24 protein-coding genes are annotated in these 25,437 nt (G+C 71.3%); 8 read left to right on the top strand and 16 right to left on the bottom strand.

The window, feature by feature from the left end:
- Positions 1–256 precede the first annotated feature (256 nt).
- Positions 257–2,239: a DEAD/DEAH box helicase gene (locus tag ACGFH8_RS09475; RefSeq protein ID WP_393367043.1), complete on the top strand. Its 1,983-nt coding sequence runs from the start codon at positions 257–259 to the stop codon at positions 2,237–2,239.
- Positions 2,240–2,342: 103 nt separating this feature from the next.
- Positions 2,343–2,963 (top strand): putative glycolipid-binding domain-containing protein, encoded by a 621-nt coding sequence (locus tag ACGFH8_RS09470; RefSeq protein WP_393367042.1) that lies wholly within the window; start codon positions 2,343–2,345, stop codon positions 2,961–2,963.
- A 15-nt stretch (positions 2,964–2,978) separates the two neighbouring features.
- Here the strand turns inward: ACGFH8_RS09470 and ACGFH8_RS09465 are convergent, their stop codons facing one another.
- The 3 genes from ACGFH8_RS09465 to ACGFH8_RS09455 are packed head-to-tail and all read right to left on the bottom strand — an operon-like array spanning position 2,979 to position 5,429.
- Entirely contained in the window at positions 2,979–4,070 is a 1,092-nt protein-coding gene (locus ACGFH8_RS09465; RefSeq protein WP_393365560.1) for a PLP-dependent cysteine synthase family protein, read from the bottom strand.
- A 22-nt stretch (positions 4,071–4,092) separates the two neighbouring features.
- Entirely contained in the window at positions 4,093–4,920 is an 828-nt protein-coding gene (locus tag ACGFH8_RS09460) for an SDR family NAD(P)-dependent oxidoreductase (RefSeq protein WP_393365558.1), read from the bottom strand.
- A gap of 50 nt (positions 4,921–4,970) precedes the next feature.
- Positions 4,971–5,429, bottom strand: a complete 459-nt coding sequence (locus ACGFH8_RS09455; protein ID WP_393365557.1) for an Lrp/AsnC family transcriptional regulator — start codon at positions 5,427–5,429, stop codon at positions 4,971–4,973.
- A 269-nt stretch (positions 5,430–5,698) separates the two neighbouring features.
- On the opposite strand from ACGFH8_RS09455, the gene ACGFH8_RS09450 reads away from it, so the two are divergent.
- Entirely contained in the window at positions 5,699–5,965 is a 267-nt protein-coding gene (locus ACGFH8_RS09450; RefSeq protein ID WP_007454516.1) for a BldC family transcriptional regulator, read from the top strand.
- A 103-nt stretch (positions 5,966–6,068) separates the two neighbouring features.
- On the opposite strand, the gene ACGFH8_RS09445 is transcribed toward ACGFH8_RS09450, so the two are convergent.
- The 3 genes from ACGFH8_RS09445 to ACGFH8_RS09435 all read right to left on the bottom strand — a co-directional run bounded on the left by ACGFH8_RS09445 (position 6,069) and on the right by ACGFH8_RS09435 (position 9,206).
- Positions 6,069–6,698, bottom strand: a complete 630-nt coding sequence (locus ACGFH8_RS09445; protein WP_393365555.1) for a UbiX family flavin prenyltransferase — start codon at positions 6,696–6,698, stop codon at positions 6,069–6,071.
- 67 nt (positions 6,699–6,765) lie between these two features.
- Positions 6,766–7,746, bottom strand: coding sequence for a menaquinone biosynthesis prenyltransferase MqnP (gene mqnP / locus ACGFH8_RS09440; protein WP_393365553.1), 981 nt, complete (start codon positions 7,744–7,746; stop codon positions 6,766–6,768).
- Positions 7,746–9,206, bottom strand: a complete 1,461-nt coding sequence (locus ACGFH8_RS09435; RefSeq protein ID WP_393365552.1) for a menaquinone biosynthesis decarboxylase — start codon at positions 9,204–9,206, stop codon at positions 7,746–7,748. Before ACGFH8_RS09435 ends, mqnP begins: the two co-directional genes overlap by 1 nt.
- 153 nt (positions 9,207–9,359) lie before the next feature.
- On the opposite strand from ACGFH8_RS09435, the gene ACGFH8_RS09430 reads away from it, so the two are divergent.
- The 3 genes from ACGFH8_RS09430 to ACGFH8_RS09420 all read left to right on the top strand — a co-directional run bounded on the left by ACGFH8_RS09430 (position 9,360) and on the right by ACGFH8_RS09420 (position 12,223).
- Positions 9,360–10,247 (top strand): alpha/beta fold hydrolase, encoded by an 888-nt coding sequence (locus ACGFH8_RS09430; protein ID WP_393365550.1) that lies wholly within the window; start codon positions 9,360–9,362, stop codon positions 10,245–10,247.
- Positions 10,248–10,508: 261 nt separating this feature from the next.
- Positions 10,509–10,784: a hypothetical protein gene (locus tag ACGFH8_RS09425; RefSeq protein WP_393365548.1), complete on the top strand. Its 276-nt coding sequence runs from the start codon at positions 10,509–10,511 to the stop codon at positions 10,782–10,784.
- Positions 10,785–10,861: 77 nt separating this feature from the next.
- On the top strand, positions 10,862–12,223 hold the full coding sequence (locus tag ACGFH8_RS09420) for a hypothetical protein (protein WP_393365546.1): 1,362 nt from the start codon (positions 10,862–10,864) through the stop codon (positions 12,221–12,223).
- Between the two features lie 70 nt (positions 12,224–12,293).
- Here the strand turns inward: ACGFH8_RS09420 and ccsB are convergent, their stop codons facing one another.
- The 6 genes from ccsB to hemL are packed head-to-tail and all read right to left on the bottom strand — an operon-like array spanning position 12,294 to position 18,279.
- Positions 12,294–13,265 (bottom strand): c-type cytochrome biogenesis protein CcsB, encoded by a 972-nt coding sequence (ccsB, locus tag ACGFH8_RS09415; RefSeq protein ID WP_393365544.1) that lies wholly within the window; start codon positions 13,263–13,265, stop codon positions 12,294–12,296.
- Positions 13,265–14,902 carry a cytochrome c biogenesis protein ResB gene (locus ACGFH8_RS09410; RefSeq protein ID WP_393365542.1) on the bottom strand — a complete coding sequence of 546 codons (1,638 nt, stop codon included), beginning with the start codon at positions 14,900–14,902 and terminating at the stop codon, positions 13,265–13,267. Before ACGFH8_RS09410 ends, ccsB begins: the two co-directional genes overlap by 1 nt.
- Positions 14,902–15,720, bottom strand: a complete 819-nt coding sequence (locus ACGFH8_RS09405) for a cytochrome c biogenesis CcdA family protein (protein ID WP_393365541.1) — start codon at positions 15,718–15,720, stop codon at positions 14,902–14,904. The genes ACGFH8_RS09410 and ACGFH8_RS09405 overlap by 1 nt, the downstream gene beginning before the upstream one ends.
- Positions 15,720–16,289: a TlpA family protein disulfide reductase gene (locus ACGFH8_RS09400; RefSeq protein ID WP_393365539.1), complete on the bottom strand. Its 570-nt coding sequence runs from the start codon at positions 16,287–16,289 to the stop codon at positions 15,720–15,722. The genes ACGFH8_RS09405 and ACGFH8_RS09400 overlap by 1 nt, the downstream gene beginning before the upstream one ends.
- Positions 16,289–16,936 carry a histidine phosphatase family protein gene (locus ACGFH8_RS09395; RefSeq protein ID WP_393365537.1) on the bottom strand — a complete coding sequence of 216 codons (648 nt, stop codon included), beginning with the start codon at positions 16,934–16,936 and terminating at the stop codon, positions 16,289–16,291. The genes ACGFH8_RS09400 and ACGFH8_RS09395 overlap by 1 nt, the downstream gene beginning before the upstream one ends.
- A 5-nt stretch (positions 16,937–16,941) precedes the next feature.
- Positions 16,942–18,279, bottom strand: coding sequence for a glutamate-1-semialdehyde 2,1-aminomutase (gene hemL / locus ACGFH8_RS09390; protein ID WP_393365535.1), 1,338 nt, complete (start codon positions 18,277–18,279; stop codon positions 16,942–16,944).
- 169 nt (positions 18,280–18,448) lie between these two features.
- Between hemL and ACGFH8_RS09385 the strand changes: the two genes are divergently transcribed.
- The gene (locus ACGFH8_RS09385) at positions 18,449–18,784 is read left to right on the top strand and encodes an STAS domain-containing protein (protein WP_007454492.1); all 336 of its coding nucleotides are present in this window, start codon (positions 18,449–18,451) and stop codon (positions 18,782–18,784) included.
- 146 nt (positions 18,785–18,930) lie between these two features.
- Here the strand turns inward: ACGFH8_RS09385 and ACGFH8_RS09380 are convergent, their stop codons facing one another.
- A complete protein-coding gene (locus ACGFH8_RS09380; protein WP_393365533.1) occupies positions 18,931–20,544 on the bottom strand; it encodes an ABC transporter permease in 1,614 nt (537 codons plus the stop codon).
- Positions 20,541–21,437, bottom strand: a complete 897-nt coding sequence (locus ACGFH8_RS09375; RefSeq protein WP_393365531.1) for an ATP-binding cassette domain-containing protein — start codon at positions 21,435–21,437, stop codon at positions 20,541–20,543. The genes ACGFH8_RS09380 and ACGFH8_RS09375 overlap by 4 nt, the downstream gene beginning before the upstream one ends.
- A gap of 92 nt (positions 21,438–21,529) precedes the next feature.
- On the opposite strand from ACGFH8_RS09375, the gene ACGFH8_RS09370 reads away from it, so the two are divergent.
- Positions 21,530–22,027 carry a GbsR/MarR family transcriptional regulator gene (locus ACGFH8_RS09370; protein WP_393365529.1) on the top strand — a complete coding sequence of 166 codons (498 nt, stop codon included), beginning with the start codon at positions 21,530–21,532 and terminating at the stop codon, positions 22,025–22,027.
- Positions 22,028–22,030: 3 nt separating this feature from the next.
- On the opposite strand, the gene ACGFH8_RS09365 is transcribed toward ACGFH8_RS09370, so the two are convergent.
- Both ACGFH8_RS09365 and ACGFH8_RS09360 read right to left on the bottom strand, forming a co-directional pair.
- On the bottom strand, positions 22,031–22,585 hold the full coding sequence (locus ACGFH8_RS09365; RefSeq protein ID WP_393365528.1) for a two-component system response regulator: 555 nt from the start codon (positions 22,583–22,585) through the stop codon (positions 22,031–22,033).
- Positions 22,582–25,437 (bottom strand): HAMP domain-containing protein (locus ACGFH8_RS09360; protein ID WP_393365526.1); only part of this gene is annotated, 2,856 nt, incomplete at its 5' end. The genes ACGFH8_RS09365 and ACGFH8_RS09360, both read right to left, overlap by 4 nt.

The raw sequence follows: 25,437 nt of genomic DNA, 5'->3' as shown, positions 1-25,437 counted from the left end.
GATGGTGAGTCCGCCCACTACCGTCCGGCAACCGGCTGGCGGCTTCGCCGGATCGCCGTACACTGGCTGAGATCACTGACCCGGCGCGCGTGGTGTGCGCCCCTGGGCGATCTTGCGGGCGATCCGGCGGCACAGCCGCGGCAGGCCATCGCGAAGATGCGCCCCGCTCGAAAGGCTTTTGTTGACCACCTCTGCTGACCCCAGCACTGTTACGTCCGTTTCCAACCTCGCTGCGACGACCGACACCGCCCGGGAGCTGCTCGACGCCTCCCCGAGCGAGACCGGCACCGCGACCGCCGCCCCGGCGGCCGAGCCCGCCCCGGCCGCGACCGCCGATCCGATCACCTTCGCCTCCCTCGGCCTGCCCGAGCCGCTGGTCCGCGCGCTGGCCCAGCAGGGCATCACCAGCCCGTTCGAGATCCAGCGGGCCACCGTTCCGGACGCGCTGGCCGGCCGTGACGTGCTGGGCCGCGGGCAGACCGGTTCGGGCAAGACGCTGGCCTTCGGTCTGCCGATGATCGCCCGGCTGGCCAGCCGTAACCGGGCCCGGCCGATGCGCCCGCGCGCCCTGGTCCTGGTTCCCACCCGTGAGTTGGCCATGCAGGTCAACGACGCGCTGGTGCCGCTGGGCAAGTCCGTCGGCATCTTCCTCAAGACCGCCGTCGGCGGTGTCCCGTACGACCGTCAGATCGACGCGCTGCGGCGCGGCGTGGAGATCATCGTGGCCACCCCGGGCCGGCTCGGCGACCTGATCGAGCGGGGCATCTGCCAGCTCGACGACGTCGAGGTCACGGTGCTCGACGAGGCCGACCAGATGGCCGACATGGGCTTCCTGCCCGAGGTGACCGACCTGCTGTCGAAGACCCCCGCGAACAGTCAGCGGCTGCTCTTCTCGGCCACTCTCGACGGTGACGTCGACGCGTTGGTCAAGCGGTTCATGACCGATCCGGTGACGCACTCGACGGCGCCTTCCACCGCGTCGGTGTCCACCATGGATCACCACATGCTGTTGATCCCGCCGCACGAGAAGTTCCCGGTGGCGGCCTCGATCGCCGCCCGCGACGGCCGGACGATGGTCTTCGCCCGCACCCAGCTCGGGGTGGACCGGCTGGTCGAGCAACTCGCGGCCGTCGGCGTACGCGCCGGTGGGCTGCACGGTGGCAAGACCCAGCGGATGCGTACCAAGACGTTGGCCGAGTTCCGTGAGGGCCGGATGAACGTGCTTGTCGCCACGGATGTGGCGGCTCGGGGCATCCACGTCGACGGCGTCACCCTGGTGCTGCACGTCGACCCGCCGAAGGACCCCAAGGACTACCTGCACCGCGCGGGGCGCACGGCCCGGGCGGGCGAGTCGGGCGCGGTCGCCACCCTGGTGCTGCCCAAGCAGCGCCGCACCACCCTGGCGATGATGGAGAAGGCCGGTGTCGCGCCGGCCGAGACCCGGGTGCGGGTCGGTGACCAGGCCCTGGCCGAGCTGGTCGGTGCCCGCGAGCCCAGCGGCGTCCCGGTTCGGGTCGAGGCGGAGCCCCGTGGCTACGGCGACCGTTCCGGCGGCTCGCGTCGCTTCGACGACCGCTCCGGCGGCCCGCGCCGGTTCGGCGACCGCACCGGCGGCGAGCGCCGCTACGGCGACCGCCCGACCGGCGAGCGCCGCTTCGGCGACCGCCCGCAGGGTGACCGCCAGTACAGCGACCGGCCCACCGGTGAGCGGCGGTACGGCGACCGCCCGCAGGGTGACCGCCAGTACAGCGACCGGCCCACCGGTGAGCGGCGCTTCGGCGACCGCCCGCAGGGTGACCGCCAGTACAGCGACCGCCCGCAGGGCGAGCGGCGGTACGGCGACCGGCAGCACAGCGACCGGCAGCACGGCGACCGCCCGGCCGGCGAGCGGCGGTACGGCGACCGGCCCACCGGCGAGCGGGGCTTCGGCGACCGCCCGCAGGGTGAGCGGCGGTACGCCGATCGGGACAGCCGGGGTTCCAGCGACCGGCCGCAGTTCGGCGACCGGGACGGCCGTCCGACCGGCGAGCGCCGCTTCGGCGAGCGTCCGCAGGGTGACCGTCAGTACGGGGACCGCCCGACCGGTGAGCGTCGCTTCGGCGACCGCGACACTCGGGGTGGCTTCCGCCCGGAGAGCCGTGGCCGGGACGACCGTCCCCGCGACGACCGGCCCCGCGACGACCGTCCGCGTGACGACCGGCGCGGTTTCGGCGGGCGACCGCCGGCGCGTACCCACTGATCTGACTGTTTTTCGAACGCCGTCGCGGATCCCATCCGCGGCGGCGTTCGCGCATGCCCTGCCGATGTCGGATGGGTCGCGTAACGTCCGGCTCATGCCGACCATGCCGAAGTCGATCTTCTGGTCCCGGACGGACACCGCCGGCAGCGAGCAGGTGCTGCTCGACGACGGTCACGGGTTGACGGCCCGGGGCACCCTGCTCGCCGTGGACCCGATCCCCTGGACCGCCCGTTACCAGCTGACCACCGCGCCGGACTGGACCACCACCCGGGTCGAGGTCGAGGCCGAGGGGCTGGGCTGGCTGCGCAGGGTGAAGCTGGAGCGGGCCTCGGACCGGTGGCGGGTGACCACCGCCGAGCAGGGCGACCTGGACGCGGCGCTGGTCGCGGCCGGTCATCCTCGGGCTGGCCTGCCGGGCACTGATGATCCGGACCGGCTGGCCGACGCGCTCGACGTCGACCTGAGCGGCTCGCCGCTGTTCAACACCCTGCCGGTCCACCGGCTCGGGTTGACCGCCGAGCCGGCGGACGTGGCCCACCGGATCACCGTCGCGTGGGTGCTGCTGCCGGGTCTGGAGGTGGTGTCGGCCGAGCAGATCTACACCGGGCTCGGGCCGGGTCGGGTGCGTTTCGGCAGCGGCACCTTCACCGCGGAGATCGATCTGGACGACAGCGGCTACGTGGTGCGCTACCCGGGGCTGGCCGAACGGATCGACCCACGCTGACCGGCGCGGACAGGCTCAGACGGGCCAGGTGCCGCTGGCCAGGAAGCGGTCGATCGAGGCCAGGTGCGGCGTCAGGTCGAGGCCCTGGGCGGCCACCCAGTCGTCGGAATAGTAGGTGTCGGCGTACCGGTCGCCTGGGTCGCAGATCAGGGTGACCACCGAGCCGGTCCGGCCCTCCGCGAGCATCCCGGCGATCAGGCCGAACGCACCCCACAGGTTGGTGCCGGTGGAGCCGCCCACGCGGCGCCCGAGGAGCGCCGATCCGGCGCGCATCGCGGCCAGGGACGCCGCGTCCGGCACCTGGACCATCCGGTCCACCACCGAGGGCAGGAAGGACGCCTCCACGGCGGGGCGGCCGATCCCCTCGATCCGGGAGCCCTTCCCGGTCCGCACCGACCAGTCGGCGGCCAGCCAGGCCGGGTAGAACGCCGAGTTCTCCGGGTCGACCACGCAGAGCTTGGTGGCGAGCCGGCGGTATCGGGCGTACCTGCCGATCGTCGCGCTGGTGCCCCCGGTGCCGGCGCCCACCACCACCCAGCTCGGGATCGGGTGTCGCTCCAGCTCCAACTGTGCGTAGATCGACTCGGCGATGTTGTTGTTGCCCCGCCAGTCGGTCGCCCGCTCGGCGTAGGTGAACTGGTCCATGAAGTGCCCGCCGGAGTCCTCGGCGAGCCAGCGCGCCTCGACCACCACTGTCGCGGGGTCCTCCACCAGGTGGCACCGGCCGCCCTGGAACTCGATCTGCGCGATCTTCTCGGGCGAGGTGGAGGAGGGCATCACCGCGATGAACGGCAGACCGAGCATCCGGGCGAAGTACGCCTCGGAGACCGCCGTGGACCCCGACGACGCCTCGACGATCGTGGTGCTCGGCCCGATCCAGCCGTTGCAGAGCCCGTAGAGGAACAGCGAGCGGGCCAGGCGGTGCTTCAGTGAGCCGGTGGGGTGGGACGACTCGTCCTTGAGGTAGAGGTCGATCCCCCAGGCCCGGGGCAGGGGGAACGGCAGCAGGTGCGTGTCGGCCGAGCGGTTCGCGTCCGCCTCGACGGTGGCGATCGCCTCCGTCACCCAGGTCCGGCTGGCCTCGTCGCAGCGGTCGAGATGAGTCACGCTCGGAAACGTAGCAAGCAGGTCAGCTGTGGTCGGCGCCGGTCCGGCGGCGTTGCCGGCGTTGGCCGGCCCGGCCGGCGGCCCGGACGAGCGGGGTGAGCGCGACGGCCAGTCGGGGCAGCGCGTCCAGCAGGCGCACCTGTGCTCCCCGCCAGCGGGGCAGGCTGACCACCGGGCGTGGCCGGCGGGCCAGTCGGACCGCCCGGGCGGCCACCCGCTGCGCGGTCAGCATCGACCCGGTGAACGAGGCCACCGCCCCCGGGTCGTCCAGCCGGTCGTGCAGCATCGGGGTCCAGATGCCGTCCGGGCAGAGGCAGGAGACGTGCACCCGGCGGTAGCCGGCCATCCGCAGGTCGGCCAGGGTGCCGAGGCTGAACGCCAGCAGCGCGTGCTTGCTGGCCGCGTACACCGTCTCGCCCGGCGCGGCGACCAGCCCGGCCAGGGAGACGACGTTGAGCACGTGGCCGTGGCCCTGCCCGCACATGATCGCCAGCGCGGCGAGGGTGCCGTTCATGGCGCCGTGGGCGTTGACCTCGAGCATCCGGCGGCGGGTCGCGCCGTCGTGCTCCCACGACGGCCCGGTGCTCAGGATGCCGGCGTTGTTCACCCAGAGGGCGAGGTCGCCCTGGTCGGCCGCGGTCGCGGCGATGCCGGCGCAGGCGTCCTCGTCCCGGACGTCCAGGACGGCCGACCACCCGCCGAGCGGTGCCGCGGCGACGTCGACCGCCCGGGCGTCGAGGTCGGTGAGCAGCACCGACCAGCCGTCGGCGTGTAGCGCGGCGGCGATGGCGCGGCCCAGACCGCCGGCAGCACCCGTCACCACCGCCACTCGGCGTCCCTGCGGGGTCATCGGCGCACGCTACCGCCGGCCGATCCGGCGACACCAGGGGTACGCGAGGGTCAGGCCGGGGGCGGGCCGACCGGCTGGGGGCGGTTCTCCCACTTGGTGGAGAGCGCGATGGCGGTGCGGGTGGAGGCGACCCCGGGGGTCCGGTTCAACCGCACGATCAACTGCTCCAACTCGGCGATCGTGCCGACCCGCGCCTTCAGCAGGAACGACTCCACCCCGGCCATGAAGTAGCAGGACTCGATCTCGGGCAGCACCCGCAGGGACTCGAGCATGTCGTCGCTGTCCGCGCCGGAGTCTTCGACGATGCCGATCAGCGCGGTGACTCCCAGCCCGATCGCCTCCGGTTCCACGTCGGCGCGGTAACCGCGGACCACGCCGCTGCTCTCCAGCTTGCCGACCCGCTCGTGCACGGCCGGGGCGGAGAGGCCCACCTGCCGGGCCAGCTCGGCGTACGACAGGCGGGCGTTGCCGCGCAGCAGGTCGACGAGGCTCAGGTCGATGGCGTCCACGGAGAGTGACCTTAGCCGGTTACGCGTAACGCGACGCCTTCAGCATCCGTTGGACCGAACAGTGAGTAACTGTTCACGAACCGTCAGTCAAGGCAGGGGTTGCACCAGTACCATTTACTAACTTCCCACTCAGTGCATTTTTCGCGTTTGGCGGACAGGCCAGGTCCCTGGTGCTGTAATTGCCATACGTCCCTCATGACGGCTCTGGGCTCGCACCAGCCGGGGGCAGTGTGTTCAGCCAGGGGCTTCGTCGACGCGAGGAGGGGGCTGTGGACACTGGAGATCGCCTGCTGACACCGGGTGAGGTCGCCGCGCTGTTTCGGGTGGACCCGAAGACTGTGACGAGATGGGCGGCGGCCGGCCGGATAGGAAGCATCCGGACTCCAGGCGGGCATCGCCGGTTTCGGGAATCCGAGGTGCGAGCCCTGCTTGAGGGGGAGGGCATGCTGGACGAAGTGGACGAGGTCGGTAAGCCACGCAATGTGGGACCGGCCGCATCCACGGGGCCGGGTCCGGCCAACGCCGGCATGTACTGAACTGGTGCGGACTACGCCACGCGGACCGGACACCAGTCCGGTCCGCGTACCGCTTCGGCCGAATCCGGTCGGACGGCACGACGACACGCGCTGAGCCGACAGCTCAGCCCCGGGCCGCACCGAGCTGGCCGGACCACCTGCGGAACAGGGTGTGCGGGACGCCGAGCACGTCCAGCACCTTGCCGGCCACGAAGTCGACCAACTGCTGGGCGCTGGCCTCGGCGCCGGCCCCGTAGAAGCCGGGGCTGGCCGGCAGCACCACCGCGCCGGCGTCGTGCAGCGCGATCAGGTGCTCTAGGTGGCTGCGGGTCACCGGCGTCTCCCGGGGGACCACCACCACGGGCCGCCGTTCCTTGAGGTTGACCTCGGCGGCACGTTGCAACAGGTCCTTGGACAGCCCGATCGCGATGCCCGCGCAGGCCGCCGTGCTGGCCGGGACCACGGCCATGCCGCGTACCCGGTAGGAGCCGCTGCTCGGCCCGGCGGCCAGGTCGCCGGCCGGCCAGTACCGCACGTCCGCTCCGGTCAGGTCCCGGCCGAGCCAACCCGCGAGGTCCTCGGCCCAGTGCCCGTCGCGGAACGGTCGGCCGGTCTCGTCGAGCACGGTGAGTCGGGCCGCTCGGGACACGATCAGGTCCACCGACTCACCCGCGTCGAGCAGGCCGCCGATGACTGCCGCCGCGTACGGCGTGCCGGAGGCCCCGGAGACCCCGACCACCCATGGTTCCCGCATGCCCCCAGCCTGCCTGGTCCGGCTGGTGCGCTGGTGCGCACCCCCGAGATCGTCCGGCCGGGCCGCCTCAGGGGCGTAGGCCGAGCCGGATCACCAGGTCGAGCAGGGCGAAGACGAACAGCGCGATGCCGACGAACCCGTTGGCCGTGAAGAACGCGCGGTTGACCTTGCTGAGGTCGGTGGGGGTCACCACCAGGTGCTGGTAGCCGAACGCCACAGCAGTCAGGGCGAGCCCGATCCACCAGAGCCAGCCGAGGCCGATCAGCCCACCGAACCAGATGAACAGTGCGAAGGTCACCACGTGCGCGACCGTGGAGGCGTGCAACGCGAAGCGACGACCGTAGCGCGCGGGCACGCTGTGCACGCCGATCTCCCGGTCGATCTCGGAATCCTGGCAGGCGTAGATCAGGTCGAAGCCGCCGATCCACAACCCCACCGCCGCGCCGAGCAGCCAGGCCGGCCCCGAGCCGTCCAGGGTGCCGGTGACCGCCAGCCACGCGCCGACCGGGCCGACCGCCTGGGCGATCCCGAGGATGGCGTGCGGCCAGTTGGTGAACCGCTTGGCGTAGGGGTAGACGACGAGCGGCACCACGGCGAGCGGCGCCAGCACCAGACAGAGCGGGTTGAGCAGGGCGGCGGTGACGAGGAAGACCACCAACGCGACGGCCGCGCCGGTCCAGGCCGTCCGCACGCTCACCGCGCCGGTCACCAGTTCCCGACCGGCGGTACGCGGGTTCCGCGCGTCGATCCGCCGGTCGAGGATCCGGTTGGCGGCCATCGCGAACGTCCGTGCCCCGACCATGGCCACCGTGATCAGCAGCAGGTCCCACCAGCGCACGTGCCCGCCGTTCACCTGCATGGCGGTCAGTGCGGACAGGAAGGCGAACGGCAGGGCGAACACGGAGTGCTCGATCTTGACGAGGTCCAGGAAGGCCCGCACCCGCCCCGGCTCCCGCGATCTTGCACTTTCTGTCGGGGCAGAAGGGGAGGAAGGGGGCGAATCGGGGACCGAAAGTGCAAGATCGCGGGTGTTGTCGGCGGGGGCCATCAGATGCCGTATTCCTTCCAGCGCTTGTCGACCAGTGCGGTGACCTCCGGGGCCATGCTCATCCCCTCCGGCCAGCCGCGGGTGTAGCCCTCGGTGGGCAGCTTGCGCGTCGCGTCGACACCCGCCTTGCCGCCCCAGAACTGCTGGTACGACGAGTGGTCGAGGTGGTCCACCGGACCCTCGGTGAGCAGCAGGTCGCGTGCGTAGTCGACGTTGCCGAAGGCCCGGAAGGCGACCTCGTTGTAGTCGTGCACGTCGCAGTCCTCGTCGACGATCACGATCAGCTTGGTCAGCGACATCAGGTGGGCGCCCCAGATCGCGTTCATCACCTTCTGCGCGTGCTTCGGGTAGCGCTTACGGATCGAGACGATCGCGCAGTTGTGGAAGACACCGGCCGCCGGCAGGTCGTAGTCGACGATGTCCGGGATCATGAGCTTGAGCAGCGGCTGGAAGATCCGCTCGGTGGCCTTGCCGAGGCCGTGGTCCTCCTGCGGCGGCTTGGACGTGACGATCGAGTGGTAGACCGGCTTGCGCTGCATGGTCATCGCCTCGATGTGCAGCACCGGGAACGGCTCGACCGGGGTGTAGAAGCCGGTGTGGTCGCCGAACGGGCCCTCGGGCAGCCGCTCACCGGGCTCCAGGTAGCCCTCCAGCACGATCTGTGCGTGCGCCGGCACCTGCAACGGCACGGTGAGGCAGTCGACCATCTCCACCCGTTCGCCGCGCAGGAACCCGGCGAACAGGTACTCGTCGATGTCGCCGGGCAGCGGGGCGCTTGCCGCGTACGAGACGACCGGGTCGCAACCGATCGCGACCGCGACCGGCAGGCGCTGCCCGAGCCGCTCGGCGACCGCGTGGTGGGCCGTCGAGTCCTTGTGGATCTGCCAGTGCATGCCCAGGGTGTTGCGGCCGTGCTGCTGGAGTCGGTACAGGCCCAGGTTGCGCTTGCCGGTCTCCGGGTGCTTGGTGTGGGTCAGCCCGTAGTTGTGGAAGATCCCACCGTCGTCGGGCCAGACCTGTAGCCCCGGCAGCCGGTTGAGGTCGACGTCCTCGCCCCGGTAGACGACCTCCTGGCAGGGCGCGGTCTTCACCTTGCGCGGCGGCACCGACTTGAGCTGCATGACCTTGCCGAGGCCCTCCCGGATGCCGGACCAGCCGACCGGCAGCTCCGGCTTGATCAGCGCGCCAATCCGGGCGCCGATCTCGTCAAGTGACTCGACGCCGAACGCCATCGCCATCCGCTTCTCGGTGCCGAACAGGTTGATCGCCAACGGCATCTCGCCCCGGGTCGGGCGCTCGAAGAGCAGCGCCGGGCCGCCGGCCCGCACCGTGCGGGTGACCACCTCGCTGATCTCCAGGGTGGGGTCGACCGGGACGTCGACCCGGCGCAACTCCCCCGCGCGCTCAAGCGCCGCGAGGAAGTCCTTGAGATCGGTGTACGGGAAGCCACGAGCCGCCATGTCGCCAGTCTCCCGCACCGGGTGCCACACGGCCCAAGCCGGGTGCTGTGACACTCGCGATGACCCCCGGCCCCGCTTCCGCTCCCGAAGGCATGGCGGGCGGCACAGCGGGTAGCCGGGCAGCCGGCGGGCAGCCGGCGGACGGAGGCGGCAATGAGCGGCGAGCGGGTTCCGGCGGGGTTCACCGAGCAGCGGGCGCGGGTCGGCCAGATCACCATGAACTACGTCCGGGGCGGCAGTGGCCCGCCACTGGTGCTGCTGCACGGGTACCCGCAGTGCTGGTACATGTGGCGGCACCTGCTGCCCGACCTGGGACGCTCCTTCGACGTCGTCGCACCCGACCTGCGCGGCTTCGGGGACAGCGACGCCCCGGCCGGCGGCTACGACAAGAAGACGGCAGCAGCCGACCTGCACGGTCTACTCGATCAACTCGGCCTGACAAGCGATCTCCGGGTGGTCGGGCACGACCTGGGGACGATGGTGGCGTACGCGTACGCCGCCGCCCATCCGCAGCGGGTGAGCCGGCTGGTGCTCACCGAGGCGCCGATCCCCGACGAGAGCATCTACACGTTTCCCGCGCTCACCCCGGCCGGGCCGGGGGTGTGGAACTTCGGCTTCTTCTCGATCGGCAACGGCCTTCCGGAGGCGTTGGTCAGCGGGCGCGAGTCGCTCTGGGTGGACCGGTTCACCGACGCGCTGATGGTGCGCAAGGGCAGCATCGCCGCGCCCGACATCGAGGAGTTCGCCAACCACCTGCGCGACCCGGCGCATCTGCGGGCCAGCTTCGCCTATTTCCGGGCGTTCGACCAGGACAGCGCGGACAACGCGGCGTACCGGGAGATGAAGCTGGAGATGCCGGTGCTGGCGGTCGGCGCGGCGGCCAGCCTCGGCGGGCAGGTGGCCGAGCAGGTTCGCCGGTACGCCGACACGGTCCGCGGCGAGGTGATCGAGGACTGCGGGCACTGGCTGTACGAGGAGCGGCCGGACGAGATGCTCGCCCTGCTGCGCGACTTCCTCCAGGCGGCCGACCGGTCCGCGTGACAGGCCGACCGGCCGGCCGCCGCCACCACAAGATTCACTCGGGCTTCAGGAAGGCGCTGCGTCCCGGGGCGCAGGACAGCCCTAGTTCCTGAAAGCCGAGTGGATCAACGGCAACCAGGCACGGGGCACGGGGCACGGGGCACGGGGCACGGGGCACGGGGCACGGGGCACGGTCACATTGCCGCCCAGGACCGGTCAAGCCCGGCAGACATTTCTCACCGTGCATGGCCGAACGGCGGGACGCGGGCGCAGAGTGAGTTCATGTCGGACGCGTACGTTGTCGGCGACCCGGACGGGATGTCGCCCCTGCTGGTCGAGCTTCGTGATGCCGTCGCCCGGGAGCTGCACGCCCAACTCGCGATGCGCGGCGAGGTGATCGAGTTGGCCGATCTACCCGAGGTGTCCTACCAGGTCACCGTCCAGGTCGAGCGGGCGTTGCGGGCCTGGCGGCCGGCGCGGCGGACACCTACCGGGTCCGGTTTCGACGAAGATCGCGACCTGATCGACCGATCGAAAACTGCCACAGGTGATCTCTAAGATCATGGACGCCGGTCGGGTCGGGGTGCTGCAAACCCGGCTTCTTCCGATCGGCTCATCCCCCACCAAGGAGATCCATGAGATCTGTGCACGTTACGCGTGGCAGGCTCTTGCGCGGCCTGACCGCGCTCGTCGTGGGCACCGCAGGGGTCGCCGTGGCGGCCGGCCCGGCCGCCGCCGAGGACGACCCCGGCTGGGTCGACGGCTGGCTGGGTGACGTCACGGTTGGCGGCCCCGGCGCTCCCGGCCGCACGGTGCCGCTGACCCTGACCAGCACCGGCGCCAGCCAACCCCGGGTGACCATCGACCTGACCGGCCTGGCCGGCCTGGCGACTGCCAGCTTCCCCGACTACTGCGCCACCCAGGGCACCTCGGTCACCTGCCCGATGCCGCCGACGGCCATCGACGAGTTCGGCACGCTCACCGGCACCGTGCCTGTGGTGTTCCGGCCCGCGCCCGGCGCGGTCGACGGCGCGACCGGCACCCTCGACTACACGGCGCTCGGCGAGCAGACCGAGGCGTACACCCAGCAGGCGACTGTCACCGTGCGGTCCGGGCCCGACCTGCTCGACACGGTCGACGAGCACCTGACCGGCGTCGAGGTGGGTGACAACCTCGCCGTGCCGGTGTCCGTGGTCAACGCCGGTGACCAGCCGGCGGTGGACCTGCGACTCACGCTCCGCTTCCCGGTGGGCCTGGTCCCGCCCAGCTACCGCAACTGTCGGTACGGCACCAACCAGTCGCTCGCCACCGTGGTGGTCTGCACCGTACGGGGCACGTTCGCGCCCGGCCAACGCCACGACCTACGGGGTGGGCTCGGCACCACTGTCGGCCCGGCGACGCTCGGCAGCAAGCGGATCACCCAGGTCGTAGAGCCGCTGGCCAGTGCCGGGCCGCTCCCGACCGGGGTAAAGCTCAAGAGGCGCGACGCCGACCAGGCGCTGCGGCTACGGCCGGTGGGCGCAGCGCTCGACGCGATCCCGGTCGAGGCGACCGGAGCCGACGGCCAGACCTACCTGCGTGCGGTGCACGGCGCCTTCGACATCGTCGCCAAGGGCGCGGCCGTCACCGGAGCCGTCGGCGACACCGTGCGAGTCACCGTGGGTCTGCGCAACAAGGGTCCGGGCGTGCCGGATGGCACCCTCTCCGGCGATGGTGTCGGGGCCTTCCAGTTCACCCCACCCACCGGGGTCACCGTGCTGGCCACGCCGCCGGGTTGCTGGCTCAGCGGTGATGAGGAGGAGCCCGAGACTGTCCCGGCAACCTGGTACTGCAACGGGCCGGGGTCGGTCTTCCCTGCCGGCAAGACTCACACGGTCGGGTTCGACCTGCGGATCGACAGCCACACCGGGGTCCCCGGCGAGGTCCAGCCGTCCCAGCGCTATCCCCGGGTGGACGACAACCCGAGCAACGACATCGCCCCGGTCACGGTGAGCTGACCGAGGCACGTAGAACGACGCGGGCCGGTCACGGACGAATCCGTGACCGGCCCGCACCGCGTTGCCAGGTTCAGTCCAGCCCGCCGTACGAGTGCAGGCCGGTGAAGAAGATGTTCACGCCGAACAGGTTCATCAGCATGGTGAGGAAGCCGAGCACCGCCAGCCAGGTGGCCACGTTGCGCTTGACGCTGGGCGTGGCGCGGGCGTGCAGGTAACCGGCGTACACCACCCAGGAGATGAAGGCCCAGGTCTCCTTCGGGTCCCAGCCCCACGGCCGACCCCACGCCGCCTCGGCCCAGATCGCGCCGGCGATCACCGCGAAGGTGAAGATCGGGAACGCGAACGCGTGCAGCGCGAAGGTCAGCCGCTCCAGGCCCACCGCGCCGGGCAGGCGCTTGGCCAGCGTGTACGGGAAGCTCCGCTTGCCCTGCTCGTATCCGTTGCGCATCAGGAAGCCGACCGCCGGCACCACACCGAGCAGGAAGATGCCGGACGCAAAGACGATTGTCGAGACGTGGATGACGAACCAGTACGAGTTCAGGGCCGGCACCAGCGGCACGATCGGCACGTACAGCACCAGCTCGGCGGTGGCGACCAGCAGCACCATCACCAGGGTCAGGAACAGCCCGAGTTTGCGCAGCGACGGCCGCTTCCGGAGCACCACCAGCCAGGCGGCGACACCGATGAACGTCACCGTGAGCACGAACTCGTACATGTTGCCCCACGGCATGCGGTCCGCGGCGAGGCCGCGCGTGACGAGCGCCGCCAGGTGCAGCACGGCGGCGACCGCGGTGGCGCCCACCCCGATGAGACCCGCGAGGCGGGCACGTCGCGCCGACCGGTCGGCCGCGGCCGACGGCGGGACCGGCGCGGGCGGCGGGGGCAGGGTGCCGCCACCGGCGCCCACCAGCTCACGGACCGGAGCCGCCGCGGCGATTCGGGTACGCGCGTTGCCCAGCGCGTACTCCACGGCGTGACCAATCATCGCGACCAGGTACGCGAGGATCGCGAAGGTCACCAGATTGTCGGAGAGTGCGGACATCACTCGGCTCCTTCTCGCACGCCGGCCCGGTCGGTGGAGTCACCTGCGGGCCGTTCGGCACCGTTGACCGCGGCGACGAGCTGGGTGAACTCGTCGGCGAACCCTGGGTAGTCGGTACGCGGCAACCCACCGACCTCCATCAAGCTACTACCGCTCGTCGGAGATCCTTCCCCCGGGTCGGCCGGCACCACCCGGAAGAACACCCGGCGACGCCGCCCGAACAGCGATCCCATCAACCCGACAAGCAGAACACCGCAGCTGATCAGCAGCGGGGTCGCGCCGGGATCGTGCCGGACGGAGAGGGTGACGTACCGCTTGGTGTCCAGGAACTCGACGGTCGAGCCGTCGTCGAGCGTCCAGGTCTCGCCCTTGCGCAGCAGTTTGGTGCCGACCTCCTTGACCTTGCCGGTCCGCACCTGCCGCTGGTCGAGTTGGTAGATCGAGCCGGGGATGCCGGCGTCCCGGCCGAGGTTGCCCCGGTACGCGACCAGGTTCAGCACCGGGTTGCGCTCGGCCGGATACTGCGAGCGCACGAACGGCCCCTGCCCGGGTGCCGTGGGCAGGTAGATGCCCGTGAACGCCATCTGCTGATCCGGTGCGCGCTGTCCGGTGGCCGGGTCGACGTTCGCGTCCGGGAAGGCCGCCAGCCCCTCGCTCGTCAGACCCATGTCACCGGTAGTGAGGAATGGGTCGTCGCTGAGCTGGCTGTTGCCGAACCGGTCGGTGTAGCGGATCACCGGGGCGTACCCGTGGCCGAGCAGGTAGACGCTGGCGTCCTTCAACCGCAGCGGCGAGTTCACCGAGAAGTCCGCGCTGCGGGTGGGCTCGTCCGGGCCGTCGACGGTGACCGTGGCGTTGAAGAACTCCGGCTGGCCGGAGGGCAGGAAGCGGGCCTGGAAGTCGTCCAGCCGCAGGCAGAAGCGCGGCAGGTCCGCGCTGTCCACCCGGGGGCCGAGCTTGGCCTCGGCGAACTGCTGGCGGGTGTTGCAGAACGTGTTGTCCGCGCCGGCCACCAGCAGCCGGTTGCCGCTCCAGCCGTACCACGAGCCGAGCGCGACGCCGATCAACACCGCGATCAGCGACATGTGGAACAGCAGGTTGCCGGTCTCCTTGAGGTAACCCTTCTCGGCGGAGACCTCGTTGCCGCGCACCTGCACCCGCCAGCGGCGCTTGCGCAGCACCTCGGCGATCGCCGCGGTGCCACCGGCCGGTGCGGGCAGCACTGTGTGCTGCGGCAGCCGCGCCATCCGCTTCGGCGCGGCTGGCGGCCGGGCCCGCAACGCGCGGACATGGTCGCGCAACCGGGGCGTGATGCAGCCGATCAGGGAGGTGAACAGCAGCAGGTAGATCGCGGAGAACCAGACCGAGCCGAAGACCTCGAACGCGCCGATCCGGTCCAGGCGGGGGGCCCAGTCCGGGTGGTCGACGAAGTACTGGTTGACCTTCTCCGGGCTGATCCCGCGCTGCGGCAGCACCGAGCCGGGGATCGCGGCGACCGCGAGCAGGAAGAGCAGGATCAGCGCCGTACGCATGCTGGTGAGCTGTCGCCACGAGTTGCGCAGCAGGGCCAGCAGCCGGTTGGGCCGACGCCGTGGCGCCGGGGCCACGGTCTCCGGTCGGTCGTCGACGACCGTCATCAGATGCTCACCTCGCCCACCCCGACGGTGGTCTGCAACCAGATCACGAAGCTCTGCCATCCGCCGGTGACGAGCGCCAGGCCGATCAGGATGAGCAGGGCGCCGCCGACCCGGGTGACCCAGCGGCTGTTGCGCCGGACGGCGCGGAAGACCCCGAGCAGGCGTTCGAAGCCCAGCCCGAAGACCACGAACGGTATCCCCAACCCGAGGCAGTACGCCACGGCGAGCACCATGGCGCGGTCGGTCTGGCCGCTGGCGGTGGCCATCATCATCACCGCGCCGAGGGTGGGGCCGGTGCAGGGCACCCAACTGAGGGCGAACACCGCTCCGAAGACGGGTGCGCCGAGCAGGCCGGCGGCGGGCAGCCGGGAGATCCGGAACTCCCGTTGCAGAGCCGGGATCATCCCGAGGTAGGCGATGCCGAGCACGATGATCAGCGCGCCGGCGACGATCTCCAACTGCCGCTCGTAGTCGAAGAAGACCCGGCCGATGCTGGCGAAGAGGACCGCGCTGGCGACGAAGACGACCGTGAAGCCGGCGATGAAGAGCAGCGTGCCCGCGAGCACCCGCCCCTTGACCGCGCCCACCCGCGCGACCCGCTGCTTCACGGCGACACCGCCGGTGACCGGTGCGGGATCGGCCGCCGGTCGGCGGCCCTCCAGGTCGGCGCCGGCCAGACCGGTGACGTACGACAGGTAGCCGGGGACGAGTGGGAGCACACACGGGGAGAGGAAGCTGACCAGGCCGGCGAGCGCCGCCGCGCCGATGGCGAGCAGCAGCGGCCCGTTGAGGGCCAACTCCTTGAAGGTCTCGCCCATCAGCCCGACGCCGGCTTCTCGGCCGCGATCCGCTCGACGATCGGTTGCAGGCCCTCCTGCTTGACCGCGGCCCGGATCACCACGGCGATCCGACCCTCCCGGTCCAGCACCACTGTCGCCGGGACGAAGTTCGGCGGGATGTCCAGGGCGAGCGCCAGCCGGCTGGACGGGTCGAACAGGCTCGGATAGGTGACCCGACCCTTCTCGAACGCCTTGGCCTTGTCCCGCTCGTCGGAGACGTTGGCGCCGAGGAAGGTCACCCCGGAACCCTTGGTGGCCTGGTAGGTCGCTTCCAGGTCGTCGGCCTCGGCACGACACGGCGCGCACCAGGAGCCCCAGAAGTTGAGCACCACCACCTGGCCGCGAGCCTGGCTGACGTCGTAACCGCCGCCGTCCAGCAGCTCACCGGCGAGCTTTGGAGGTGCCGAGCGCTGGTCCGGTGCGCACTCGAAGATCCCGTCGGTGGTGGTCGTGCAGGTCTTCTCCCGCCCCTTCGACGACGTGCAGCCGACGAGCGCCACCGCGGCGACGACGGCGAGCAGGCCGGCGGTCCACCTCCGGGCGTTCATCAGGCCCCCTTGGCCGTCCGGGCTGTCGCGGAGAGAGCGATCAGGTGCGCGGCCGGCTCGCTGTAGCCGATGCCCGCCACCTTCGCGCCCTCGAAGTGGAACGAGGTGAGGCTCGCCAGCCCACACTGCCGCTTGCGCGGGTCGTGCCAGAGACGCTTGCGCTCGACGTGGCGACGCAGCGTCCAGATCGGGAGTTGGTGCGACACCAGCACCGCCTCGCGCCCCTCGGCGGCGACCCGGGCGGCCTGCACGGCGGCGAACATGCGCTCGGCGATCACCCGGTACGCCTCACCCCAGGACGGGGTCACCGGATCGCGCAGCACCCACCAGTTGCGCGGGTCGCGGAACGACCCGTCACCCGGGGACACCTTCTTGCCCTCGAACCAGTTGGCGCTCTCGATCAGCCGCTCGTCCACGCCGACCGGCAGCCCGAACTGGGCGGCGATCGGCTCGGCGGTCTGCTGGGCGCGCTCCAGCGGGCTGGCCACCACGTGCACGATCTCCCGCTCGGCCAGGCCCTGCGCGGCGGCCTTGGCCATCTGCACACCCAGCTCGGAGAGGCGGAAACCGGGCAGCCGACCGTAGAGGATCTGGTCGGGGTTGTGCACCTCGCCGTGCCGCAGCACGTGGACCACCGTCTTGCTCAAGTTTTCTACCCCCCGTGACCAGCCGCTGCCGCCGCGTTCGCCGCCGTCGGCAGCGCTGCGGCGATGTGCTCCAGAGCGGCGTCGTCGATCGCCGCCGACACGAACCACGACTCGAACGCGCTCGGCGGCAGGTAGACGCCGGCGGCGAGCATCGCGTGGAAGAACGCCTTGAACGCCGGCACCTGCTGGGTGCGGGCGCTGTCGTAGTCGACCACGTCGGCGTCGGTGAAGAAGATCGAGAACATGCTGCCCGCGTACGACAGTCGGTGCGGGACCCCGGCGGCGGCCAGCGCGTCGGACGCCAGCTTGCCCACGACGGCGGCCGTCTCGTCGAGGCGGCGGTACAGCGCCTCGTCGGCGAGTCGCAGCGTGGCCAGGCCGGCGGCGCAGGCCAGCGGGTTACCGGAGAGCGTGCCGGCCTGGTAGACCGGGCCGGCCGGCGCGAGCCGCGCCATGATGTCCGCCCGCCCGCCGAACGCCGCGGCGGGCAGGCCACCACCCATGACCTTGCCGTACGTCCACAGGTCGGCGTCGGAGGGGTCGAGGCCGTGCCAGCCGGCGCGGGAGACCCGGAACCCGGTCATCACCTCGTCCACCACCAGCAGGGCGCCGTGCGCGTGCGCGATCCGCGCGAGCTGCTGGTTGAAGCCGTCGCGGGGGGCGACCACGCCCATGTTGCCGGCGGCGGCCTCGGTGATCACCGCGGCGATGTGCGGGCCCTCGGCGGCGAAGGCCTCCTCGACGGCCCGGATGTCGTTGTACGGGAGAACTATCGTCTCGCTGGCCGCCGCCCCTGTCACTCCTGGCGAGTCGGGCAGGCCCAGGGTGGCCACGCCGGACCCGGCGGCGGCGAGCAGCGCGTCCACGTGACCGTGGTAGCAGCCCGCGAACTTAATGATCTTGGACCGGCCGGTGAAGCCGCGCGCCAGCCGGATCGCCGACATGGTTGCCTCGGTGCCGGAGTTGACCAGCCGGACCTGCTCCATCGGGGTGCGGTCGACAAGCTCGGCGGCCAACTCCACCTCACCAGGGGTGGGGGTGCCGAAGCTGGTGCCCAGGGCGGCGGCGGCCTGCACGGCGGCCACCACCTCCGGGTGGGCGTGCCCGAGGATCAGCGGACCCCACGAGCAGACCAGGTCGACGTAGCGGCGGCCGTCGGCGTCGTACAGCCACGGACCCTCGCCACGGACCATGAAACGCGGGGTGCCACCGACCGCCTGGAAGGCGCGCACAGGGGAGTTCACCCCGCCCGGCACGATGGCGCGGGCGCGGGCGAACAGGGCCTCGGAGGCCGGCGCGACGGCTGGGTAGCGGCCGGATCCGGCGGGAAAGATGTCGGTCACGATGCCGCCATTGTGTCAGCGCCGCACGGTCTGCCAGCAGCCACCCCGCGGCAGGGTTACCGGGCTCACCCCTGGCCGGGCCGGTGAGCGGCGACGGCTCGTGACCTCGGCGGGCGGCGGCTCGCGGGCTCAACAGGCCGGGCCGGGCGGATCGCGCTAGGCTGACCGGGTGGATCGTGCCGAACTGTCCATCACGCTACACCGGACGGGCGACGAAGCAGTGCTGCGCCTGGCCGGTGAGATCGACATGCTCACGGCCGCCCAGCTCTCCACGGTGGTCAACGAGGTGCTGGCGGACCCACCCCCGCGGATCGTGCTCGATCTGGGTGGAGTGACCTTCTGCGACTCGCAGGGCCTGGGCACCCTTGTCGTGCTCAGCCGCAAGGCCAGCCACGCGCAGAGCCTGTTGATGCTGACCCACGTGGGCGACTTCCTGATCCGCGTCCTGGACATCACCGGCCTCCGCAGCGCCCTGATGATCCGCAACGACCAACCCACCGGCTAACCCCGCCCCGCCCGGCCCCCACCCCGCCCCGCCCCCTCTCCGGGTTGATCATGAGGTTGACGGGTCATTCGGGCACCAGATCGCCCGTCAACCTCATGATCAACGCGGGTCAGGGGGTGGGTCAGGGGGTGGGTCAGGGGGCCCGGTTACTGGGTGGGGATGTCGCGGGTGCGGAAGGTTGCGACGGATGCGATCAGTAGGGCCGCCGCTGTCGCCGTCAGGGCGGCCAGTGGGGCTACCTGCCAGTTCCCGCTGAGGACCTGGGGGGTGTGGGTGAACGGGGAGACATTTAGCGCCCACTGGTCCAACCCCAGCACCGCGCCGAGCTGACCGAGCAGCAGACAGCCGGCGAGCGCCGCCCAGGCAGCCGCGGAGAAGCGGGGCAGCCAGCCGACCAGCAGCGCCGCCAGCCCGGACAGCACCCAGGCCGCGGGCACCTGGGCCAGCCCGGCACCGAGCAGCCGCGGCAGTTCGCCGCCCACGTCGGAGACGCTGAGCCCGTAGGCCAGCCCGGTGGCGAGCCCGGCGACGCTCAGCACGACCGCCGGGCCGAGCAGCGCGAAGACCAGATGCGCCGCCAGCCAGCGAGTCCGGCTCACCGCCGTCGCCAGCAGCGGTTCGGCCCGCCCGGCGGTCTCCTCCGCCCGGGCCCGCAGCGCGGCCTGAATGCCGTACCCGGCGGCGGCCGGCGCGGTCAGGCTCAACGTCCCACCGAGGTACGCCTCGGCGAGCGCGGAGCTGCCGCCCAGCCGGGACAGGATCTCGGCCACCTGCGGGTTGCCCCGCACCGCCTCGCCCGCGGCGTCCGCCGCCCCGCCGAGCACCAGACCGAGCAGCCCGAAGCCGACGGTCCAACCGAGCAGTTGGGTCCGGTGCAGCCGCCAGGCCAGGCCGAACGGGCCGGCCAGGCCGGCAGCGGCGGCGGCCGGGCCGAGCCGGGACGGAAACACCCCCGCGCCGAGGTCACGGCGGACCGAGACGGGGTACGCGACGAGCGCGACCACCACGCTGAACAGCACCGGCAGCAGCAGCACCCACGGGCGCTCGTCGGCGTAGGCGCGACTCCGAGCCGCCCAGCCCAGCGGTGAGAGCCAGCTCAGCCACTCGGCGTCCCCACCGGTGCCGCCGGACCCTTCGGCGTCGCCGGCCAGCCGCAGCACGAAGGCCAGCCCGAGCGCGCCCAGGCCGATCCCACGCGCCCCACCCGCACCCTCGGTGAGCTGCGCGGCCAGCCCGCCGACCGTGGCGAAGGCCACACCGGTGAGCGCCACGCCAGCACCGAAGAGCACCGAACCCGCGCCGGGCAGGCCGGCCGCGACCAGACCGCCGGCGGCGAGCAGGCCGAGCAGCACATTCGCGGCGTACGTCACCAGCAGCGCGGCGGTCAGCCCCGCGTACCGGCCCAGCACTGTCGCGCCGAGCAGCTCCCGGCGACCGGCCTCCTCCTCGGTCCGGGTGTGCCGGACGACGGTGAGCACGCTGACCAGCGCGGCGATCAATGCCAGCAGCCCGGCGCGCTGGACGGTGAGCGCGCCGGTGCTGTCGCCGTAGACCGGGCCGAGCAGGGCGACGATCGACGGGTTGCTCGCCGTGCCGGCGAGGTACGCGGCGCGCTCGGCGGCGGTCGGGTACAGCTCGGCGTACGCGCTGGCGTAGCTCGCCGGAAGCACCGCCAGCAGCAGGATCCAGACCGGTAGCAACACCCGGTCCCGGCGCAGGATGAGGCGCACCAGGTGCCGCGTCCCGGTGAGGGCCGTCATGACCGCACCTGCTCGGCCTGGTAGTGCCGCAGGAACAGTTCCTCAAGTGTCGGTGGCTGGCTGACCAAACTCCGTACGCCGATCTCGGTGAGCTGGCGCAGCGCGGTGGCCAGCGCGGCGTTGTCCACGTCGAAGCGCACCCGGTCCCCGTCCACCCGCAGGTCGTGGACGCCGGCGAGCTGGCCCAGCGCGTCCGCCGGACCGGTCAGCTCGGCGTCGATCGAGGTGCGGCGCAGGTGGCGCAGCTCGGTCAGGGTGCCGGTCTCCACGTCCCGTCCGTTGCGGATGATCGTCACCCGGTCGCAGAGCGCCTCCACCTCGGCCAGGATGTGGCTGGAGAGCAGCACGGTGCGACCGTCGGCCTTGGCGCGGCGGACCCACTGCTGGAACACCTCCTCCATCAGCGGGTCCAGCCCGGAGGTCGGCTCGTCCAGGATGAGCAGTTCGGCGTCCGAGGCGAGGGCCGCCACCAGGCCCACCTTCTGCCGGTTGCCCTTGGAGTAGGCCCGCCCCTTCTTGCGCGGGTCCAGCTCGAAGGAGTCCAGCAGCTCGGCCCGGCGGGCCGGGTCCAGCCCGCCGCGCATCCGACCGAGCAGGTCGATGACCTCGCCGCCGGAGAGGTTGGGCCAGAGCGTCACGTCGCCCGGCACGTACGCCAGCCGGCGGTGCAGGGCCACCGCGTCGCGCCACGGATCGCCACCGAGCAGGCGGACGGCCCCCGCGTCCGTCCGCAGCAGGCCGAGCAGTGCCCGGATGGTCGTCGACTTGCCGGCGCCGTTCGGGCCGAGGAAGCCGTGCACCTCGCCGGTGCGAACGGTCAGATCCAGACCGTCGAGTGCCCGCGTCCGGCCAAAGGTCTTGACCAGACCGGACACCGCAATGGGAGTTTCCATGTATCGGAAGCTACACTCGTTTCATAAAGTTGTGAAGACTGTGAGACCTGGGCAGCATCGAGGGTCACACCAGCACGTGGAAGGGGACCACCATGGCAACCGGCGACAGCCACGACCCGGTGCACCTCTTCGTCGAGCGGATGGCCCTGACCTTCGCCGAGGTCGGCTTCCCGCGAATGGCAGCCCGGGTGCTCTTCACGGTGATGACCGCGGACGACCCCCTCACCGCCGCCGAGATCGGCGAGCGGCTCGGGGTGAGCGCGGCGGCGGTCAGCGGCGCGGTCCGCTACCTCACCCAGTTCGGCATGCTGATCCGCGAGCCGGTCCCCCGGTCCCGCCGGGATCGCTACCGGATGCCGGACAACCCCTGGTACGAGGCGACAATCACCAAGACCATGCTCTACAAGACGTTCATCGACGTGGCCGAGGGCGGCGTGGTCGCCCTCGACGGCCCGGAGACGCCGGCCGGCGAGCGCGTGGCCGAGATGCGCGACTTCTTCATCTTCGTGCAGGAGGAAATCGACTCGCTGGGCGAGCGGTGGCGCGCCCGGCGGGCCGCCACCGGCCACCTCAGGCCCGGCGAGATCTGAGCGTCAGGCGGTGTTGCCCCAGCGGGCCTGCTCGAGCATGCGTACCGCCCGGTCGTGGGCCTCCACGTCGTCGGATCGAAGCAGGGTCGTCGCCTCGTCCACCGCGTCGGTGAGCCGCCGCCACTGCGTGTCGCGCTCCCGGACCAGATCCGACTGGGTGGCCAACTGCCGGGTCTTCACCCACAGCTCGACGAAGACCGACACCTTGGCCCGCAGCACCCATGGGTCGAACGGCTTGGTCAGGTAGTCCACCGCCCCCACCTGGTAGCCCCGGAGGGCGAGCTGGGCGTCCCGGTCCGCGGCGGTGAGGAAGATGATCGGCACGTGCCGAGTCCGCTCCCGGCGCTTGATGTGGCTCGCCGTCTCGAACCCGTCCATGTCCGGCATCTGCGCGTCCAGCAGGATCACCGCGAAGTCGTCCACGAGGAGCTGCTTGAGCGCCGCCTCACCGCTCTCCACCGCCACCGACTGCACCGGCAGGCCCTGGAGGATCGCCTCCAGGGCCGTCAGATTCTGCCGCCGGTCGTCCACGAGCAGCGCCTTGGCGATCTGGGTCACGAAGTCTCCTCGGTCCGGCTGCCGTTGATCCAGGACGACATCAACTCGATCAGGTCATCCAGGTCGACCGGCTTGGTGATGTAGTCGCTGCCGCCGGCCGCGAGCGCCGACTCCCGGTCGCCCGGCATGGCCTTCGCGGTCAGGAAGACCACCGGCAGATCAGCGAACCGATGGTTGCGGCGAATCTGGCGGGTGGTCTCGTAGCCGTCCTGGTCCGGCATCATGGCGTCCATCAGCACGATGTCCACCTCCGGATGCTCGGCCAGCAGGCGGACACCGTCCGCCCCGTTGTCCGAGTACAGCACGGTCATCCCGTGCAGCTCCAATGCGCTGGTCAAGGCGAAGACGTTGCGGACGTCGTCGTCCACGATCAGCACCGTGGCGCCATCGAGCTGACGGGTGGCCGGCGCCTCCGGCCGCTCCGGCAACAGCTCCAGCGGCGGCATTAGCAGCGACGACGGCAGGCCGGCGCGCTGCGGAGACGGAAGCTGGGGCGCGACCACGGCATCCGGGGCCAACACCTGCGGCACGAACAGGGTGAAGGTCGAGCCCTGACCGGGAGCGGACGACACGGTGATCGTGCCGCCGATCAGCCGGGCCAGATCACGGCTGATCGACAGGCCCAGGCCGGTGCCGCCGTAACGGCGGCTGGTCGTGCCGTCCGCCTGCTGGAACGCCTCGAAGATGATCGACAACTTGTCGTCGGAGATGCCGATCCCGGTGTCGATCACGGTGAACGCGATCACCTGCTGGGCGTTCGTCAACGCCGGCACGTCGAAGACCGCGTTGTCCGCCGCCGGGGCGATCCGCAACGTCACCGCGCCGTTGTCGGTGAACTTCACCGCGTTGGAGAGCAGGTTGCGCAGGATCTGCTGCAACCGCTGCGCGTCGGTCACCAGCGCTGGCGGCAGATCCTTGCTGACCCGTACCTGGAAGTCCAGGTTCTTCTCCTCGGCCTGCGGCGCGAACGCCTGCTCGACGTAGCCGCGCAGCTCGGCGAAGCGGATCTCGGTGGGCTCGACGTCCATCCGGCCCGCCTCGATCTTGGACAGGTCGAGGATGTCGTCGATCAGGCGCAGCAGGTCGGAGCCGGACCCGTGGATGGTCTTGGCGAACTCGATCTGCTTCGGGCTGAGGTTCTGCTCCGAGTTCTCCGCCAGCAGGCGAGCCAGCAGCAGCAACGAGTTCAGCGGCGTACGCAGCTCGTGGCTCATGTTGGCCAGGAACTCCGACTTGTAGGCCGAGGCCCGGGTCAGCTGCTGCGCCTTCTCCTCCAGGCCCAGCCGAGCCAGCTCGATCTCCCGGTTCTTCGTCTCGATGTTGCCCTTCTGCTCGGAGAGCAGAGTCGCCTTCTCCTCCAACTCGGCGTTCGTGCGCTGCAACTCCGCCGACTGCTCCTGCATCTCGTGCGCCAGCCGCTGCGACTGGGCCAGCAACTCCTCCGTACGACGGTTGGCCTGGATGGTGTTGACCGCGATGCCGATGGTGAGCACCAGCCGCTCCAGGAACGCGAGGTGCAACTCGGAGAAGGCCGACACGCTCGCGAACTCGATCACACCGAGCAGCTCACCCTCGAACAGCACGGGGAGCACCACCAGGTCCGACGGAGGTGTCTCGGCCAGACCGGACCGCAGGGTGAGCCGGCTGTCCGGGGAGGCGCTGACCCGGATCGTGCGGCGGGACAGCGCGGTCTGCCCGACCAACCCCTCACCCGGACCGAAGGTGACGTCGTTGCCCCGCGCCACGTACCCGTACGAGGAGGTCAGCCGCAGCCGCATGCTGCCGTCGGTGTCGTCGGCCAGGAAGAAGGCGCCGAGCTGGGCGTCGACGAGCGGGGTCACCTCCATCATGATCATGCGGCAGACCTCGCCGAGATCGCGCTGACCCTGCAACAGGCCGCCGATCCGCGCCAGGTTGGAGTCCAACCAGCCCTGCTCGGCGTTCTTCTTCGTCGTCTCCCGGAGGGTGACGATCATCTGGTTGATGTTGTCCTTCAGCTCGGCGACCTCGCCCTGCGCCTTGACGGCGATCCGCTGGGTCAGGTCGCCCCGGGTCACCGAGGTGGACACCTGGGCGATGGCCCGTAGCTGCGTGGTCAGCGTCGAGGCGAGCTGGTTGACGTTCTCGGTCAGGTCGCGCCAGGTGCCGGACACGCCCTTCACCTGCGCCTGACCGCCCAGCTTGCCCTCGATGCCGACCTCGCGGGCCACCCGGGTCACCTCGTCGGCGAACGACGAGAGCTGATCCACCATCGTGTTGACAGTCGACTTCAGCTCCAGGATCTCGCCCTGGGCGTCCACGGTGATCTTCTGGCTCAGGTCGCCCTTCGCCACGGCGGTGGTCACCGAGGCGATGTTGCGGACCTGGCTGGTCAGGTTCGACGCCATCGAGTTGACGTTGTCGGTGAGATCCCGCCACGTACCGCTGACGCCCTTGACCTGGGCCTGACCGCCGAGCTTGCCCTCGGTGCCCACCTCGCGGGCCACCCGGGTCACCTCGTCGGCGAACGACGAGAGCTGATCCACCATCGTGTTGACAGTCGACTTCAGCTCCAGGATCTCGCCCCGCGCGTCCACAGTGATCTTCTGCGACAGGTCACCCTTCGCCACGGCGGTGGAGACCTGGGCGATGTTGCGGACCTGGGCGGTCAGGTTCGACGCCATCGAGTTGACGTTGTCGGTCAGGTCGCGCCAGGTGCCGGCGACGCCACGCACCTGCGCCTGACCGCCGAGCTTGCCCTCGGTGCCCACCTCGCGCGCCACCCGGGTCACCTCGTCGGCGAACGACGAGAGCTGATCCACCATCGTGTTGACAGTCGACTTCAGCTCCAGGATCTCGCCCCGCGCGTCCAC

Origin of the sequence: Micromonospora sp. NPDC049175, assembly GCF_043197345.1 — a bacterium.
Classification (GTDB): domain Bacteria; phylum Actinomycetota; class Actinomycetes; order Mycobacteriales; family Micromonosporaceae; genus Micromonospora.
Note: the sequence above shows the minus strand (reverse complement) of the source record. Positions and strands in the feature narration are given on the sequence as shown.